The sequence below is a fragment of the Myroides sp. A21 genome (genome assembly GCF_000807225.1).
Classification (GTDB): Bacteria; Bacteroidota; Bacteroidia; order Flavobacteriales; family Flavobacteriaceae; genus Flavobacterium; species Flavobacterium odoratimimum.
In genome coordinates this window covers 3,462,542-3,479,402 of sequence record NZ_CP010327.1, presented here as the reverse complement: position 1 = coordinate 3,479,402, position 16,861 = coordinate 3,462,542, and the positions used below count along the sequence as shown (strand labels likewise).

Sequence of the window (16,861 nt, the reverse complement as noted above, 5' to 3'; positions counted from 1 at the left end):
TATACAATAAGAACAGCTCCTTTTAGGAGCTGTTCTTATTGTACTAAGTATATAGTTGTATGGCCTTTTTAGAATTTAGTATCTAAATGATAATCCTAGTGTGTAGTATCTACCATTCCCTCTTGCATATTCTGCATCTCTAGCTACTATCATAGAAGAGGATGTATAATACGATTTGTCAAATAGGTTTTCTACTCCTAATGTTAACTGTATAGATTTGTTGTATTGATAGGTAGCATTGAAGTTAAAAAGGTCAATAGGAGATACTTTACCTTTTCCTTCATTATAAACTAATACTCCTAACTTATTAGGTTGAGGTTCGAATCTATCTCGTTTAGAGGTATGTGTATAGTATAAGTTTAACCATAAATGATCAATAGGAGTGACTGTTGTAAATAAGCTCAGTTTAGGCGCAGCAATATTTAGACCACTCATATAAGTATCATAACTACTACTGTTGTTAGATTTCATTTTTCCTTCATAACTCGAAAAACTTCCTCCTATAGTTGCCCAGCTGATAGGTTTACCATCTAGAGCAATCTCAATACCATTGATTCTTTGTGGACTTCTTACTACTTCCCAGAATCCTCCTTCACCTGCCTGAAGATCACTACCTAGTTTAGCGATAGACCAGAAATAAGCTATTCTAAAGTTCCAATTATTTGCTATCTGTGAAGTGAATCCTACTTCATAGTTATTCGTTACTACAGGATCTGTTTCTATTTTAGAGACAACATCACTTTTAGCATCTCTAAGTATACGACCTAAATCATAAATTGATAATCCTTGAGAAAATGAAACATAAGGAGTGAATTCTTCTATTACTTTGTATTGTAATGCAGCATTAAATAGTGCTTTATCATAATCTAAGTTTCCTCCTTTTATCGCTAGCCACTGTTGCCCTTTTCTTAAAGGAATTGTTTTATAGTCAGGTACCTTTACGTGAATATTATCATATCTCACCCCAGCTTTAAGAGTTAGGTTTTCATAAAATACAGTACGAGTTTGTAAATATCCGGCACTGTTATATGCCTTTAATTCAGGAACCCATAATCTCCCATCGACAAGGGGCTGGCTAGTTTTGTCAATTAAGAAATCTCCCCCTATAATATAGTTTGTTCTGATATTATCAGTGAAGTTTAGTTTAGAGACAATACTTAATCTAGCCCCTATTTTCTCTGCTTTAATAGTTGCTTGCCCACCTGTTTCTTCCCATCGTGGAGATTTAGGATTATGTTCTCTGTAGTCAAATAAAGTATATAGTTTTTGCCCAAATACCGAAGCCTCTAAATCAACATTCTCCAAGATATTTTTGCTTGAGAACTTTAGATATCCATTGTGATTGTACTTAGTACCTTCATTTTCTGCTAATGGGTTTTTAGTACCGATAACCCCTTGTTGTGGAGATACGAGATATTTTCCTCCCTTTGCGATTAGATCTGTGTTCTGTAATGCACTGTAGTAGTTATACATTGCTTCTAATCGATTGTTATCATTAAAGTCATAACCTATCTTAGCTAATAGATTTTGTGTTGTTACTTCTCCTAATCCATAGCGAGGAGAGATATAATCTCCTTCACCATCTATCGCTCGTCCAGATTTAATGATGTTACCATTGACTAAGTAATCGATTTGTTTTAGTCTACCAGAGAACTGTTGGTTTAATTGATACCCATGTGTATTGTTGTTTTTAGTAGAAGTAGCATCAGATAAGGCTATAGAAGTGCTTCCGCTAAAAGTTTTGTTTTGATTCGCTTTTTTTGTGATGAAGTTCACAATACCTCCAGCACCTCCATTGCCATAAAGAGAAGTGGCTCCTTCTATTACCTCAATGCGTTCGATCGCATAAGGGCTTATAGTACGAAGATCTCTGTCTGTGTTGCGCAGTGGAGTACTCTGTGGTACACCATCTATTAAGACTAGTATCTGTCTACCACGGATAGTTTGACTTCTATTACTAGTAGTATTAGAGCTCAATCCTATAGAAGGCACGGCAAGACCTAGTATAACTGACATATCAGGATTTAATTGAGCATAACTTTCTATTTCTTTTTGAGTAATGACAATAACAGAACTTGAGCTATTGCGTTTTATCTCTGGTAATCTTGTTGTAGATACGATAATTTCTTCTAGCTGCTCATCGCTTTTTTTTGTTTCTTGTTCTTGCGCTAGTATTGTAGAACCGGTTAGAAGTAGAGTGAGTAGTGTAATTTTTTTTACATTCATTTTTTTATGTATTAATTAGAATGTAAAGGTATATATATAGTGTTGTTTAGAATTAATATAAATAGTTTTTTGTAAAATATTGAATAGCTAAGAGGTTTATGTGTGATATTTGCGAATAATCTTTTTGTTTTTTTATGGATGTATTTTTTTTATCCATTTGTAGTGCAAAATATTTAATAGACTCAGTTTATATGAATCAAATATTTAATTTTTAAAGGCTGTAATTTTAAATGAATATTATTATAATTGATAAGATGATTGAGTCTGTAATAGCTGCTTTTAGAGTCGAGTATACTTATCTAATTTGCAATTCTTCAAAAAACGATTATCTTTGTGCCTTAATTATCAAGAATTTTTCGAGAGTATCCTTTTTGAAAAATAGCAACCTGCAACAACAAGCAAGGTGCTGCAATCGATAAGCCAGAAATGGAAAAAATGTTGTTTACTTCCTTAGTAAGTTTTATTTCTACCAATCTGGCAAATTATTTGTAATAACATTATTATTAAATGAAAGCTATGTCAGATAACAAGTTTTACACTTTTATTCCTTTTTTTATTTTTATTGCCATCTTTTTAGGCTCAGGTATACTATTAGGTGATTTTTATAAAATGCCATCTCCTATAGCAATATCTGTCGGAGTGGTATCTGCATTTTTACTATTTTATAAAACACCAATGCAAGAGAAGGTTATTTCTCTTATCCATGGATGTGGAGATAGTAAGATTATCACGATGTGTATCATCTATTTATTAGCAGGAGCCTTTGCTACAGTGACTAAAGCAATAGGAGGAGTAGATACGATGGTGAATATGGGACTTAGTGTAGTGCCAATAGAATATCTAGCCATTGGAATCTTTGTAATTGCTTGTTTCCTTTCTTTAGCGATTGGTACCTCTGTTGGAACTATTGTAGCCTTAGGACCTATTGTAGTAGGATTAGCTGAGAAATCAGGGACTTCTATGGGGCTGTTATGTGGTACTCTATTAGGAGGGGCGATGTTTGGGGATAACCTTTCTATTATATCAGATACAACGATTACAGCTACACAAACGGTGGGGTGTGAAATGAAAGATAAGTTTAGAGCTAACTTTAAATTAGCATTACCTGCGGCTTTAATTACGATAGTAGGCTTATTCTTTATGAGTGGAGGGGCTACAGATGTAGCTTTAGAGCTAGGTGATACAAGTAATTTCTGGGTGATTATTCCTTATATCTTGATTATTGTATTAGCCTTAGTAGGGGTACAAGTATTCGTAGCTTTGTTTATCAGTATTTTGGTAGCAGGAATTATTGGACTTGTTCAAGCAGATTTTGATGTATTAGGCTTTGCTAATTTGACGTATGAAGGCTTTGTTTCTATGAATGAGATATTCTTATTGTCTATGTTGACAGGAGGATTGGCGAAGATGGTAGAAGATCAGGGTGGGATTCAATGGCTGTTAAAGCAAATGAAGAAGCTGATGAAATCTCCTAAAGGAGCTGAGTTCGGTATCGCAGGATTAGTGTCATCGATAGGAGTGTGTTTAGCTAATAATACAGTTTCTATCTTGGTAGCAGGTAATCTAGCTAGGGATATTGCTACAGAGTATGAATTAGACAGACCACGTGTTGCTTCTATATTAGATATTTTTGCTTGTATTATTCAAGGAATCTTACCTTATGGAGCACAGATATTGATCTTACTAAGTTTTACTAATGGGCAGATAGATTATCTAGATTTGATGAAATATTCGTATTACTTTGTTGCTCTGTTGATTATCACGCTAACTTATATGATTTTTTTGAGAAAAAGTACACAAACAGCATAAAAGGGGCGTGAGAAAATACAAATTGTTTATATTTGTCCTCGGTTCAAATACAAAAATTGGATTTACACATGAAATTATTAGAAGGTAAAATCGCTATTATCACTGGTGCTACAAGAGGAATCGGTAGAGGAGTAGCTTTAGCATATGCTCAACAAGGAGCAAGTGTTGCATTCACATATAGTTCTTCTGCTCAGGCAGCTGTAGAATTAGAGCAAGAATTAACAGCTTTAGGTGTTAAAGCAAAAGGATATCAATCAAATGCAGCTGAATATACAGCAGCAGAACAATTGGTAGAAGAGATTTTAAAAGAATTCGGAAACATTGATATTTTAGTTAATAATGCTGGTATTACTAAAGATAACTTATTAATGAGAATGTCTGAAGCAGATTTTGATGCTGTAATTGAAGTGAACTTGAAGTCTGTATTTAATATGACGAAAGCTGTTCAACGCACAATGCTTAAAAACAGAAAAGGGTCTATTATCAATATGAGTTCTGTAGTAGGAGTAAAAGGAAACGCTGGACAAGCGAACTATGCTGCTTCTAAAGCTGGAGTTATCGGATTCTCTAAATCTATCGCATTAGAGTTAGGTTCTCGTAATATCCGTTGTAACGTTGTTGCTCCTGGATTTATCGAAACAGAGATGACTGGTAAACTTCCTGAAGATGTAGTAAAAGGATGGAGAGATGCTATTCCATTAAAGCGTGGAGGTACTCCAGAAGATATCGCAAATACTTGTGTATTCTTAGGTTCTGATATGTCTGCTTATATCACTGGTCAAGTGATTAATGTAGATGGTGGAATGCTTACTTAAGAGTGAACACATAACCATATATAAAGGCTATCTGAGTAATCAGGTAGCCTTTTTTAGTTTGTGAAGAGTTTTACAGCAGTGTTTTAGGAGCTTGCTTTTGAATGAGTCCGTTTTGAGTCCGATATGAGTCCGTTTTGAGTCCGTTAAATGGTATAAAATAACGGAGTGAATATGGATTGATGTCTCAATTACTTATTTATTATACCAAATGAATTATAAACTAAGCATTTACATGTTTGCATAAAGGGAGGGTGACTGTTCGTTTTCATAAAATAACTGTCCGATAATGAACATATGTAATATAACTTTTTTTGTAAATAGTTGTGATACTGGTGTTTATGAATAATAGGTTATTTGGTATGTAATTAGTATTAGAGTGTTTAGATACTTGCAAATAAAATTACATTATAAAGATATGAATAAGAAATACATTAGTTTATTGGTGATGTACTTCAGTTGTTTAATTGCTCAAGCTCAGATACAAGAAGTAGTTCAAGATACTTTAGATGCAAATATAGAATTACAAGAAGTACTTATCCAGAGTCTACACAAGAAACAGTATGTAGACAAATCAGTTTATACATTTGATCAAGATGCTTTAGACAAAGCTAGATATGCTAAAGATCTTTTAACGACACTTCCTACATTGACTTTAGATCCAGTCACGAATACTGTTCAAAGTATAAAAGGTGGAAAAACATTGTTTTTAATTAACGGAATAGAGGTTAGTGATAATCAGATGCGTACTATCGAACCTAAGAGCGTAGTCCGTGTAGAATACTATGATATGCCCCCTACTAGATGGGCGAATAGAGCTAATCAAGTAGTGAATATCATTACTCGTAATCCTGATAATGGATATGTATATGGAGCAGAAGCACTTACTGCAGTAGATACGGGGTTTATTAATGGATCAGCTTATTCTAGTATTACTAGAGGTAAGAATAACTTTGCAGTAGATTACTCGATTAGTTTGCGCGATTATAATAACCGAGAGAATACGAACTCTACTGCTTATACCCTTAATGGAATAGATTATCGTTCAGAAGAATTGCGCAAGGATAAGTTTGGATATACAGATCAGAACATTGCCCTTCGATACACTAATGTAGATACTGATAAATATACCTTTCAAGCTAAAGTAGATATTGCCTTAATGGATCAGTTTAACTATACAGATGGAAAGAGTGTGTTTTCTAAGAATCAAGATAAAGAAAATCATAAGATCTATAGACATAGTAATGCAAAATACACTATGCCTTCTTTGGATTTATATTATTCTCAGAAAATAACAGAGAAGGATGAACTAATATTTAATGCAGTAGGAACCTACTATACAACAGAATCCTTTAAGTTAGATAAAGAGTGGATAACTAATACAACACAGGATGTATATAATAACGAGACTGTTTTAGATAATAAACAAAGTGGCTTTGTAGGTGAGATAGGGCATAGTCACAATTTTGGAGCTTCTAAATTAAACTCTGGGTATCGTTTTAGTTTTGATCAAGTTGAATATGATTTGACTAATCTAGAAGGGTATTCTAATTATACTACAACGTTTACTCAACAGTATTTCTATACAGAGTTAGTCGGTAAGAAGAACAGTTGGATGTATCGTCTAGGAGCGAGTTTAAACAATTTGCGCAACTCTAATCCAGAGCACACTCAAGACACTTGGGTGTTCACTCCCAGGGTAGTGGTGGGATACGAGATTAATAACAATCAGAGCATTCGACTATCGAGCACATATAGACCTAGGGCACTGACAAGTGATCAGATTAGTACGAATGTGATTCAATTGCAACCCAATATTGTACAGACAGGAAATCCATATCTAAAGGTTCAGCGTTCATTTATTAACTCATTGAACTATTCGTTTAACTCCAAGTATGTTGATTTGAATGCTTCATTTTCTTATGATTACTTAAATGATTTTGTAAATAGCCGTTATCTATTACAAGAGAATAGGTACGCTCTTACTTATGTAAACGAGGCAAATATGCAGGAGTATGCATTAAGGGTGTATGGTTCTATTAAGCCTTTTGGGTCACAAGTACTAGTGTTTAAAGTTAATCTATATCCGACATGGGAGAGTATTAAGACTATAGAAGGAGAGAAGTTGACGAATAACTATATAGGAAATAGTTTTACAATCTCTTCTTCGTATAAGAACTTGTTTTTGTCTTACTCATTTAATCTGCCTGTTTATTCTCTATCGGGTGAATGGCTTAGCAAGAATGAGAATGCGAGTAATTTATTTGCACGTTATAAATTAAGTAATTGGTCTTTCACTGCGGGGCTATTGTTTATAGGGATGCCTTCAGAGTATAAGAGTAAATCACTCCCAGAGAGCCTAATACAAAAAAGAAGCCATACGCAGATTTGGAATAATAAAAATATGTTTATTGCAGGGATAAGCTATGATTTCTCACTGGGAAAACAGACTAAGGTAGATCGAAGTATACAAAACTATACAAAGGGTGCAGCAACATTCTAATACTTGTAACGTAACAACCAACTAAATAAAATAAACAATATATAAGGGCTATCTGAGTAATCAGGTAGCCTTTTTTAGTTAAGAGTATAGGCTATCGGAGTTCTGTTATTTTTTAGCAGGAATGGTTAATGTGTTAAAATACTGCTGTTTATAAAGTATTAATGATTACTTTTGTATGTAAATAGATAGTAGTATGAATACATTGAATTTTAAAAAAGCAACTTCTTTACGCCTTGATAATGATTTATACAATTATATTGAAATGTTAGCTAAAAAAGAAAATAGAAGCATTAATAACTTTATAGAGAAAACATTAGCCGAAGCTACACATTTTCATGAACTTAATGAAGAAACGATTCAAGCTATAGAGGATGCACAGAAAGAAAAAATGTCATCAAAACGTTTTGACAATACTCATGATTTGTTAAATGATTTAATGAGAGATTAATTTAGTTAGTAATGAGTGCTTATCAATTGACATATTCCAGTAAGTTTAAAAAAGACTTTAAGAAGATTCAAAACAATGCTAAAGCACTTGAAAAAACGACAATGGTATTTAAATACCTTTTAGAAGGAGGTGTTTCTTTAGTACCAAAGAAGATGAGACCTCATCTTCTGATAGGTAATTATAAAGATCACTGGGAATGTCATATATTACCTGACTTACTTTTAATTTGGCAACAAGATGAACTAAATAAAGAAATTATATTAGTTCGGATAGGTTCTCATGCCGAGTTATTCAAATAACATTATATATAAAGGCTATCTGTGTAATCAGATAGTCTTTTTAGTTTCGGCACTAATTATTTTTTGTCTTTTAGGGAATACTCAGTACTTTTAAATAAAAAAATGAAGAAGGTATTAGATAAAGGAGTAGCAGTAGGAAAACAAGGCCTTAAGTCATTTAGAATCGTGTTTATATGTTTGATTCGATGGCTAGGCATGATGGCGGTAGGTGTATTTTTGTCTCTTTGGATTTTTTTCTATTCAATGAGCAAGATTTATCAGTTGAGAAAAGGAAGTGAGGCACAAGGTTTTTGGGATAACTTCACAGCTTTTTTTAGTGATATAAACTATTCTGTGATTGTCATCTTTCTCTTACAAGTCGTGATGATTATCGCCTATTTCTATGTAGCTAATAAATATGCTATTCAGAAAGCGATATCCTTATTATGGGAGAAGCAAGGAAGTGTATTTATTACCAATTATGTGGCTCAGTTGATGGAATATCTACATCAGAAAAAACCTACACTGTTTGGAAGCCAACCTGATAAAGAAGCGATACAGAGAGAGCTAATAGCGCTTAATGAAGATAATCATGTAGCGGGTATGGTACAACGAAAAACGACAAACTACGTCCTTTCAAATGCTAAATTAGGTAATGGGCCTTCTACCTTGTTACAACAATTGACAACACTTCGTTTTAATCCTTTAGCGTTACTTCCTGGACTATGGATGTTTTATGCCTTAGTAGGGATACAAATCTTGTTTATATTGTATATTTACTATAGATATTAAAGACTTATGGATGATTATTTCTCAAAAGGTCCTTTAAGTATAGAGGATAGATGGTTTATAGATGATTGGGGTACGATAGTAGGGGAAAAGAATATTAAGATAATTGATACTGAAGGACAGGAGATAATAAAGGAGTACGAAGTTCATTACCCTAGATTATTAGATGAAGCTTATGTGGTATGGATGGATGAGGAGAGTAACTTTGCTGGAGTTTATGTTACAGGGATATTAAAGGAAAAAGTATTTGTATTATCACATGATGACCTAACATTAACACCTACTCATAGAAGTATAGCTAGTTTTTATGAAGCTGTTAAGAATGGCGAATTGACTGATTTATTTGCCCCACAGACAGCTTTTATGAATAGTATGCAAAGGCTGTATGATTATCCTTCTAGAGTAAGGACTGAAATAGAAATACAAGAAGACAAGAAATGTACATTAAACTTACTGAAAAGACTAGAGTCTAGTATTGATGTAGAGGAAAAGAATGATATATTAAGACTTATCACTCAGATAATCTCTCCTGATCAGTTAAATCTATTAGAACCTTATTTAGAAGAACCAGTAAATCTAAATACAATCTTATCTATCTATGTGTATTATGGTTATAATGAGAATAGAGAGTTACTGTTTAGTATAGGTAAGCAACATAAAAATACCCGCAGTATACTTAAGAAGTTAGGTGTTATACCACGACGATTTTTAGGTATTGAACGTTGGTAAAGGGATATTCAGTATCTTTATAGTACAATAAATAAGTTATGAAAATAGGAAATGATACAATAGGTATAAGTAACAGTGATAAGATAACAATACTAGTTTTTTTCTTTACAGTATATGTGTTGATTATGCTTCTTTTCGATTGGTTATTCGATGGAGCTATTAAAAGTTGGGAAAACTATCTTTTAAAAGGGTTGGTGTATAGTATTGTACTTTCTGTATTGATGTATTACGCTATTAAGACCTTGACCAAAAGAGTGGAACTAAAGCTACAAATACCATTAGCAGAAGGAGAAGAGCTAGAAGTATACGGAGTAGCTAATATGTTTTTAGTTAAAGAAGCCTTAGGAGGTAAGTTAGGCTTGACAGAAGACACTTTGGTGTTTCACTCTCATAAGTTTAATATACAGAAGAGTACGGTGCGTATTCCCTTTGAAGATATTAAGACGATCAAGCCTTGTAGAGTGATGTGGTTGCTTAATAATGGAATAGAAGTACAGACTGCCACAGACCGATGTGTGTTTGTGGTCAATGATAGAAAAACGTGGTTAGAGGTTATTCAGAAAAAGATAAAGTGATTCAAGTTATTCTTTAAGTAAATGTGCTGTTGCTGCATGTGTAAGCTTTTCAAAATCAGCAAAACAGCAAGAGAAGTCTACTTGGTTGCCATGATGATCTCTTAGTTTAAGAGAGGTGTATAGCCCTAAGTCAAAATAATTAATCTCTTTTATAGACGCACTATGTGTGGAAATAAACTGATTAATAAATGTTTGATTCTGAGTCTTTTTGTAAATAGAAAAAATACTTAGACCAATGATACTAAATAGAATTGCATAGGTAATAAAGTGTTTATTCATGATAGTAAGTGATTTAATAAGAGTAAGATACAATAAATATTTTGATAGAGAACGACTATATGCATTATAGTCGTTTTTTATGCCTATATGTGAACTATAATTGAATAGATTAACTCCAAAAGATTAGCTAAAAAAATTAGCAAAGTGATGTTTTTTGTAAGTATACTAATGGTTTATCATCAAAAAAGACTACCTTAGCTATTATGATTACAATACTTCGATGAATAAATTTACAGCTATAGATTTCGAAACAGCTCAACCACAACGCAATAGTATTTGCCAAGTTGGTTTAGTTGTGTTTGAGAACGGACTAATAGTAGATTCCTTAAACATTCTTGTACAACCTCCTCAGAATGTCTATTGGAGCAAATTTATTGACGTACACGGTATCACACCAGAAGATACACAGTATGCGCCTACATTCGAAGAAGTTTGGCATAAGATATTACCCTTTATACAATTTCAGAATGTAGTAGCACATAATGGCTTTGGCTTTGACTTCCCAGTCTTAGAGAAGACATTAGAGTATTATAACTTGGCTGTGCCTGAATACGAGAAGCATTGTACTTATAGATTGTATAAAAAAGGGTTGGCTTCTTTGGCTGAGAAGTATAATCTTGCATTAAATCACCACGATGCTCTTAGTGATGCTAAAGTATGCGGAATATTGTTTGATCAATATTTAAAGCAAGGAGGTCTAATTTAATAATAGCAAATTATGACGAAGAGTAAAGAGTATTTAGAACACAATAAAAAGTCTTGGGATAAACAGGCTTTAGCTAATCAGCAATGGTCTATGCCTGTAAGTGCAGAGACAGTAGCAAAAGCTAAAGAAGGAGAGTGGGAACTATATGTATTACCAACTCCAATAGATAAGAATTGGTTAGGAGAGGTAAAAGGAAAACGTGTGTTATGTCTAGCATCTGCTGGAGGGCAACAAGCACCTATTTTAGCGGCTATAGGAGGTAAGGTGACTGTGTTAGACCTATCTACTGAGCAACTTAATAAAGATAAGCAAGTGGCGCTAAGAGACGGTCTTGACCTAACTACTGTAGAAGGGGATATGACGAATCTAGAGATGTTCGCAGACAATAGTTTTGACATTATTGTACATCCGATATCGAATCATTATGTAAGTGATGTGACGAAGATCTGGAGAGAGTGTTATCGCGTGTTGGACAAGGGAGGAAGACTAATAAGTAGCTTCTATAATCCAGTGATATTTATACACGATAGAGATCCTAAGTATGCAGCAGAAGGAGTTGTGAAGCCTATGTATAAGATTCCTTATGCAGACTTGACAGATATGACTCCGGATCAGGTAGAAGAAAAAAGAAATAAAGAGGAGGCTTTCGTCTTTGGACATAGTCTTCAAGATTTGATAGGAGGACAGCTACAAGCAGGTTTTTTAATTAAAGAATATGAAGAGGCATTTCAGCCACATCCTCGCTTTGTAGTAGATCATTATTTACCAACTTTTATAGGTACAGTAGCAATTAAACTTCAATAGTATGGAGAGAAATATAGTCTGGACAGGTATCGATAATTTATCGATTGAAAAATGTGTCCTGATTGATAAAGGAGAGACCATTCACAGTAAAGGTGAGTTAGTAGGGAATAAGAATAATCAGGTGTATGGTGCCGAATATCAAGTAGTAGTAGATCAGAGATGGGAGACTAGATTCTTTGATATCACTTGTAAGGTAGGGCATAAGCACTATACTATACATGGATATAAGTTAAATAATCAGTGGATTATAGATGAACAAGAGCATCCAGAGTTACACGATTGTTTAGATATAGATATTTCTGTGACACCTTTTACTAATGCATTGCCTATTAATAGACTTAACTTAGCGATAGGAGAGTCTAAGGAGATTGCAGTGCTGTATATTAACCCTATAGAGGAGCGTTTTACTAGAGTAGTACAGCGCTATGAGAGACTATCTGAGACCACTTATCACTATAAAAATTTGTGGAGTGATTTCGAGTCTACGATAGAAGTAGGTGCAGATGGCTTAGTGACTAATTATCCAAAGTTATTCAACAGACTATAAAAAATACAAAGCCCCGACGAAGATCGGGGCTTTTTTTATATACGTTTCAAAAGAAGCTTATTTCTTCTTCTTTTTATTGTTTTCAATCATTTTTAAGTCTTCAGCTTGTTCTATTGCATTCCCTTCTAAGTCAAACTTAGCTTCCTCTTCAGTAGGGACAACAAACTTATCCTTTTTAGATTTATACAGTGGGAATAAATAAGAGATGGTATAATTAAATCCTACACCGATACTACCACTGTGTTTTTTGTTATATCCAGGAATATATAGGTTCTCAAAATCATCAGGTTGTGTCTGTGATACAAGTCCGTTTAGTCTCATGGTGAATCCCATAAAGACATTACTGAATACACGAGTCTTAATACCTGCTACAAATTCTACCCAATGAGCACTTAGACCACTCTGTTTTTTATCTATCTCTATTCTTTCTTTAGGGAAATATGGATCTGTAGTATAAGATTGGTACCAATTAAGAGTTTGAGAGAAGGTCGCAAAACCATATCTAAAACCTACATAAATCATATCTTCTCTATCTAGCCAGTTTTCGTATAGGTTATAGTTACCTCCTATGCGAATGTAGTTACCATTGGTTGTAAAGCCATAACTACTTTCGTCTCTATCCATTTTATCATGACCTATCTCTGCTGCTGCATACCAATTTTTAGTAAGGCGATAATCCCCAACTACTTCAAAACCTTGATAAGTATTGTCATAGAATGAACGCGTGATTCTAAATAAATCAACCCCTACACGTAGCCCATATCTCTGTGGGTAGTAATGAGGTGATTCTTCTGTAGCATCAGTAAGTGGAGCAGGAGCCTTTAGTTCTGTAGGATTATTCTCTTGTGCAAATGAAGAGAAAGCTAATAGTAGTAAACCACAATTAATAATAAATCTTGAAGTGTGCTTGTTTGCTATCTTGAATTTCATTTGTTTCTGTTGTATAATATTTAATCCAGTTACCACTCGTTTGTTTAGATTCTCCGTTTAACATAGGAGAAGTACCATCTTGATTTAAGGAAAATGTAGATACATATCCGCAGGCTTTATTAAGATACTTGGTATTGATTTTATATTTAAAAGTCAATGTATCATAAAGTGTGTCTGTCTGATTCTGAGTTCTTCTTATTGATTTAAGTATCCATTCAGATTCTTGATTATCTAAGCGAAGCGGTATTAGTAATTTGTTTGCTTTGCTTTTGATAACATCTTTTTCTCTACCCGCAACAAAAGCTTCAACTAAGTCATTCTTAGCGATTCCTTGATCCTCAAAATTGTAGAATTCAATTAGAAAGTTAGGCGTAGTAGGTTCATCCGCACCACAAATATCATCTTTCTCACAAGCGCTAAAAATAAAACTTCCTAAGCTTAGAAATACTGCTGCCAATATTAGTTTTTTCATATAGATTTTTTATCTCTGTATATAAGTTGTCAAAAATACTAAAAGTAATTCAGAACTCTTTAAAAAAGTTGTACACTAGAAGAGTATAATATAGAATACTTATTTTAGAAGATAGTCGACTAAATAGCTTTAGTTCTTTTTAAAAATTATAAATAGCTAACATAAAATAGGAATTATAACGCAAATTAGTATGATTAAAAAAATATACCTCTTATCTTTAAGGGAGAAAGTATAGAAAAAATAATAAAATGTTAGAATCAATCTCTACTTTGCAGATTTTATTAGCTGCAACACCAGTAGTATTATTAATAGTCTTGTTGGGATTTTTAAAACTGGCAGGAGAAAAAAGTGCTCTAATCACTCTTCTAGTCACATTAGTAATTGCTTATTTCGGATTTTCTTTAAAAGCTGAAGATGTGGGGCTATCTCTGATTTTTGGTGTGCTTAAGGCTGTGTTTCCCATTTTGATAATTATTCTGATGGCCATCTATAGTTATAATGTACAAGTAGAATCCCAAAAAATAGAAATCATCAAACAGCAGTTCTCGGCTATTTCAACAGATAAATCTATTCAAGTATTACTACTGACTTGGGGATTTGGGGGATTGTTAGAAGGAATGGCAGGTTTTGGTACAGCAGTCGCTATTCCTGCAGCTATTTTGATTAGTTTAGGTTTTAAGCCCATGTTTTCGGCTGTGGTAAGCTTGATTGCTAATAGTGTTCCTACTGCTTTTGGGGCTGTTGGTATCCCTGTAATTGTCTTAGCTAGAGAAGTAGAGATGGCTGAGCAGATTACGACTATTAGTGCTTATACAGTATGGCAATTAGCCTTGTTGATGTTCTTAGTGCCATTTCTAATTGTCATGTTAACAGATCGATCTGTAAAAGCAATCCCTAAAAATATTATACTGAGCTTATTAGTAGGAGGAGTGACCTTAGCTGTTCAGTATTACGCTGCGGTATATATAGGAGCAGAAACACCTGCTATATTAGGAAGTATAGCATCAGTGATTACAATTATCATATTCGGAAAGGTTACTGCAAGAAAAGAAGATAAACAAGAACAATTGAACTTTAGTCGTAAACAAATTTTTCAAGCCTGGAGCGTGTATGGCTTAATACTATTGCTTGTTTTATTAACGAGTCCTTTATTTCCTTTTGCTAGTATGATGAAGTCTAATTGGGAGATATTTCAAACGAATTTTACCTTTTCTATCGCAGGAGGTATCCGCAGTGTAGGAATATATTGGTTGACAGATACAGGCGTGTTAATTTTTATAAGTTCATTGGTAGGAGGATTGATTCAAGGAGTTTCTTTAAGTGGATTGTTTGCTTTATTAGGTAAAACTGCAGTACAATTAAAAAAGACGGTTATTACAGTATGTTGCTTAATTGCTTTGTCTACGTTAATGGACTTCTCAGGTATGATTACAGTTCTAGGATTAGCCTTAGCGACGACTACAGGGACGTTCTATCCTTTCTTTGCTCCAGCGATAGGAGCCTTAGGAACATTCTTAACAGGTAGTGATACATCCTCTAATATTTTATTTGGGAAGTTACAAGCTACAGTTGCAGATAAGATTGGGGCAGATAAAGGTTGGTTAGCTGCAGCGAATACAACAGGTGCTACAGGAGGAAAGATTATTTCTCCACAGAGTATTGCTGTAGCTACAACAGCTTGTGGAGAACAAGGTAAAGAAGGTATTATCCTTAAAAAAGCTGTTGGTTTTGCATTGCTATATATCCTTATTGCAGGAGTAATCGTGTATTTAGGAAGTTAGAAATAAGAAAATATTCAAAAAAAGAGAAGCTTTGCTTCTCTTTTTTTTGTCTTATTATTCTATAAATTCTAAATCTCCCGCATAGTCTATACCCATATCATTAAGACTGAATTCAAAATAACTATTAGATATTACTTGTGAAGTTGAATTGTCTTTAGGCGTGCCTATTTTGTAAAACATTAATAAATTAGACTCTCTAACCTGGTCGAAGTTTGTTATACGAAAACTAGGGGTACTATATGAGATGACCTCTGTAAGAATAAATTGGGTAAGTGCAGTTGGATAAGCACGTTGTCCATAATTTGTAATCACTCCATTATTATGCTCAACAGATTTATTAGCTACTAAGAATGTTATTTCAATACTATTATCTATAAAATATTGTCCCATATTATTTACCTTTAAGGTATACTCATTGTAATATGTATTATTAAGTTTTACTAATTTGTCAATTATAATAGTATTGTCATTTACATCTTTACTATTAGTTCTATTAATCTCTAAAGTTGCACTATTTGCTTGATAAGAAATGTTCTTTACAGTGATTTCTTTTTTAGTAGGTTCAGTTATAGTAATAGTGACTATTTCACTTTCTTTATATAAAATACCTGAATTATTACCCTTAGCTTGAAATTGATATGTCCCTGCTACAGTTGGTATAAATGTATTACGAACTAGAATTTCTTTATTTGCAAGGTTAAATATGTTTGCATCTGTAATACCATATCTGTCTTTATTATCTTTTAGTGAAAAATAAATAGGTTTGTTTACAAATCCTTCTGTCTCTTGTGCTTCTATGTGTAATGTTAGAACATCTGCTGGTTTATAATCATTATCATCACTACTACACGAAATTAAGGTTAGCATAGGTAGTAAAAGTGCAGTTAGAATTTTTTTCATCTTTTGGTTGTTTTTATATTGAAGTAAAAGTAACTTATAATTAATAAAAAATTAAGACAAATTTCGACAATGTTAACTTTTAACCTTGCATTTATTTAATTTAGCGAGTATTTGGTTCGTGTTTAAAGTGAAGTAAGTATTACATATTAGTAATCTAGTAAGATCAATTCAGTATAATTAATTTATCTTTATTCTTAGCATTGATTAGAGTTGGATTAAGATATAATCTATAGTTAAAATATAAAAAGCTCTTCAAAAGAGAGCTTCATATAT

Annotated in this window: 17 protein-coding genes and 1 riboswitch; of the genes, 12 read left to right on the top strand and 5 right to left on the bottom strand. The window is 33.3% G+C overall.

Annotated features, from left to right (window positions below; genetic code table 11):
• Positions 1-75: 75 nt before the first annotated feature.
• Entirely contained in the window at positions 76-2,226 is a 2,151-nt protein-coding gene (locus MYRA21_RS15550; protein ID WP_039329702.1) for a TonB-dependent receptor, read from the bottom strand.
• Positions 2,227-2,563: 337 nt separating this feature from the next.
• Positions 2,564-2,672, top strand: a riboswitch (SAM-I-IV-variant riboswitch).
• 61 nt (positions 2,673-2,733) lie between these two features.
• Between MYRA21_RS15550 and MYRA21_RS15545 the strand changes: the two genes are divergently transcribed.
• From MYRA21_RS15545 to MYRA21_RS15510, 8 genes are all read left to right on the top strand, one after another.
• Positions 2,734-4,035, top strand: coding sequence for a Na+/H+ antiporter NhaC family protein (locus MYRA21_RS15545; RefSeq protein ID WP_006263737.1), 1,302 nt, complete (start codon positions 2,734-2,736; stop codon positions 4,033-4,035).
• A gap of 68 nt (positions 4,036-4,103) precedes the next feature.
• On the top strand, positions 4,104-4,850 hold the full coding sequence (fabG, locus tag MYRA21_RS15540) for a 3-oxoacyl-[acyl-carrier-protein] reductase (RefSeq protein ID WP_006260004.1): 747 nt from the start codon (positions 4,104-4,106) through the stop codon (positions 4,848-4,850).
• Positions 4,851-5,265: 415 nt separating this feature from the next.
• On the top strand, positions 5,266-7,350 hold the full coding sequence (locus MYRA21_RS15535; protein ID WP_039329700.1) for an outer membrane beta-barrel protein: 2,085 nt from the start codon (positions 5,266-5,268) through the stop codon (positions 7,348-7,350).
• Positions 7,351-7,543: 193 nt separating this feature from the next.
• The gene (locus MYRA21_RS15530) at positions 7,544-7,798 is read left to right on the top strand and encodes a hypothetical protein (protein WP_039329698.1); all 255 of its coding nucleotides are present in this window, start codon (positions 7,544-7,546) and stop codon (positions 7,796-7,798) included.
• Positions 7,799-7,809: 11 nt separating this feature from the next.
• Positions 7,810-8,097 (top strand): type II toxin-antitoxin system YafQ family toxin, encoded by a 288-nt coding sequence (locus MYRA21_RS15525; protein ID WP_039329696.1) that lies wholly within the window; start codon positions 7,810-7,812, stop codon positions 8,095-8,097.
• Positions 8,098-8,199: 102 nt separating this feature from the next.
• Positions 8,200-8,868, top strand: coding sequence for a hypothetical protein (locus tag MYRA21_RS15520; RefSeq protein WP_039329694.1), 669 nt, complete (start codon positions 8,200-8,202; stop codon positions 8,866-8,868).
• Between the two features lie 6 nt (positions 8,869-8,874).
• Entirely contained in the window at positions 8,875-9,594 is a 720-nt protein-coding gene (locus MYRA21_RS15515) for a hypothetical protein (RefSeq protein ID WP_039329692.1), read from the top strand.
• Positions 9,595-9,632: 38 nt separating this feature from the next.
• On the top strand, positions 9,633-10,169 hold the full coding sequence (locus MYRA21_RS15510; protein ID WP_039329690.1) for a GRAM domain-containing protein: 537 nt from the start codon (positions 9,633-9,635) through the stop codon (positions 10,167-10,169).
• A 6-nt stretch (positions 10,170-10,175) separates the two neighbouring features.
• Here MYRA21_RS15510 and MYRA21_RS15505 read toward each other — a convergent pair whose 3' ends face one another.
• Complete coding sequence (locus MYRA21_RS15505; RefSeq protein WP_006265475.1) at positions 10,176-10,448, bottom strand: hypothetical protein; 273 nt, start codon at positions 10,446-10,448, stop codon at positions 10,176-10,178.
• Positions 10,449-10,668: 220 nt separating this feature from the next.
• On the opposite strand from MYRA21_RS15505, the gene MYRA21_RS15500 reads away from it, so the two are divergent.
• Genes MYRA21_RS15500 through MYRA21_RS15490 form a run of 3 tightly spaced genes read left to right on the top strand, consistent with a single transcriptional unit; the run spans position 10,669 to position 12,505 of the window.
• Entirely contained in the window at positions 10,669-11,154 is a 486-nt protein-coding gene (locus tag MYRA21_RS15500; RefSeq protein ID WP_006263731.1) for a 3'-5' exonuclease, read from the top strand.
• Positions 11,155-11,166: 12 nt separating this feature from the next.
• On the top strand, positions 11,167-11,958 hold the full coding sequence (locus tag MYRA21_RS15495; protein ID WP_006263730.1) for a class I SAM-dependent methyltransferase: 792 nt from the start codon (positions 11,167-11,169) through the stop codon (positions 11,956-11,958).
• Between the two features lies 1 nt (position 11,959).
• Positions 11,960-12,505, top strand: coding sequence for a putative glycolipid-binding domain-containing protein (locus MYRA21_RS15490; RefSeq protein WP_006265474.1), 546 nt, complete (start codon positions 11,960-11,962; stop codon positions 12,503-12,505).
• A gap of 57 nt (positions 12,506-12,562) precedes the next feature.
• On the opposite strand, the gene MYRA21_RS15485 is transcribed toward MYRA21_RS15490, so the two are convergent.
• Positions 12,563-13,435, bottom strand: a complete 873-nt coding sequence (locus MYRA21_RS15485; RefSeq protein WP_006263728.1) for a DUF6048 family protein — start codon at positions 13,433-13,435, stop codon at positions 12,563-12,565.
• Positions 13,389-13,907, bottom strand: a complete 519-nt coding sequence (locus MYRA21_RS15480; RefSeq protein ID WP_039329687.1) for a DUF6452 family protein — start codon at positions 13,905-13,907, stop codon at positions 13,389-13,391. The genes MYRA21_RS15485 and MYRA21_RS15480 overlap by 47 nt, the downstream gene beginning before the upstream one ends.
• A gap of 248 nt (positions 13,908-14,155) precedes the next feature.
• Here MYRA21_RS15480 and MYRA21_RS15475 point away from each other — a divergent pair, with 248 nt between their 5' ends.
• Positions 14,156-15,688 carry an L-lactate permease gene (locus MYRA21_RS15475; RefSeq protein ID WP_082013839.1) on the top strand — a complete coding sequence of 511 codons (1,533 nt, stop codon included), beginning with the start codon at positions 14,156-14,158 and terminating at the stop codon, positions 15,686-15,688.
• A 54-nt stretch (positions 15,689-15,742) separates the two neighbouring features.
• Here the strand turns inward: MYRA21_RS15475 and MYRA21_RS15470 are convergent, their stop codons facing one another.
• A complete protein-coding gene (locus MYRA21_RS15470) occupies positions 15,743-16,588 on the bottom strand; it encodes a hypothetical protein (RefSeq protein ID WP_039329685.1) in 846 nt (281 codons plus the stop codon).
• Positions 16,589-16,861 lie beyond the last annotated feature (273 nt).

Bases quoted from the DNA above. Each gene is read 5' to 3' on its own strand.
- MYRA21_RS15550 (WP_039329702.1), bottom strand. From the start codon at position 2,226: ATGAATGTAAAAAAAATTACACTACTCACTCTACTTCTAACCGGTTCT.
- MYRA21_RS15545 (WP_006263737.1), top strand. From the start codon at position 2,734: ATGAAAGCTATGTCAGATAACAAGTTTTACACTTTTATTCCTTTTTTT.
- fabG (WP_006260004.1), top strand. From the start codon at position 4,104: ATGAAATTATTAGAAGGTAAAATCGCTATTATCACTGGTGCTACAAGA.
- MYRA21_RS15535 (WP_039329700.1), top strand. From the start codon at position 5,266: ATGAATAAGAAATACATTAGTTTATTGGTGATGTACTTCAGTTGTTTA.
- MYRA21_RS15530 (WP_039329698.1), top strand. From the start codon at position 7,544: ATGAATACATTGAATTTTAAAAAAGCAACTTCTTTACGCCTTGATAAT.
- MYRA21_RS15525 (WP_039329696.1), top strand. From the start codon at position 7,810: ATGAGTGCTTATCAATTGACATATTCCAGTAAGTTTAAAAAAGACTTT.
- MYRA21_RS15520 (WP_039329694.1), top strand. From the start codon at position 8,200: ATGAAGAAGGTATTAGATAAAGGAGTAGCAGTAGGAAAACAAGGCCTT.
- MYRA21_RS15515 (WP_039329692.1), top strand. From the start codon at position 8,875: ATGGATGATTATTTCTCAAAAGGTCCTTTAAGTATAGAGGATAGATGG.
- MYRA21_RS15510 (WP_039329690.1), top strand. From the start codon at position 9,633: ATGAAAATAGGAAATGATACAATAGGTATAAGTAACAGTGATAAGATA.
- MYRA21_RS15505 (WP_006265475.1), bottom strand. From the start codon at position 10,448: ATGAATAAACACTTTATTACCTATGCAATTCTATTTAGTATCATTGGT.
- MYRA21_RS15500 (WP_006263731.1), top strand. From the start codon at position 10,669: ATGAATAAATTTACAGCTATAGATTTCGAAACAGCTCAACCACAACGC.
- MYRA21_RS15495 (WP_006263730.1), top strand. From the start codon at position 11,167: ATGACGAAGAGTAAAGAGTATTTAGAACACAATAAAAAGTCTTGGGAT.
- MYRA21_RS15490 (WP_006265474.1), top strand. From the start codon at position 11,960: ATGGAGAGAAATATAGTCTGGACAGGTATCGATAATTTATCGATTGAA.
- MYRA21_RS15485 (WP_006263728.1), bottom strand. From the start codon at position 13,435: ATGAAATTCAAGATAGCAAACAAGCACACTTCAAGATTTATTATTAAT.
- MYRA21_RS15480 (WP_039329687.1), bottom strand. From the start codon at position 13,907: ATGAAAAAACTAATATTGGCAGCAGTATTTCTAAGCTTAGGAAGTTTT.
- MYRA21_RS15475 (WP_082013839.1), top strand. From the start codon at position 14,156: ATGTTAGAATCAATCTCTACTTTGCAGATTTTATTAGCTGCAACACCA.
- MYRA21_RS15470 (WP_039329685.1), bottom strand. From the start codon at position 16,588: ATGAAAAAAATTCTAACTGCACTTTTACTACCTATGCTAACCTTAATT.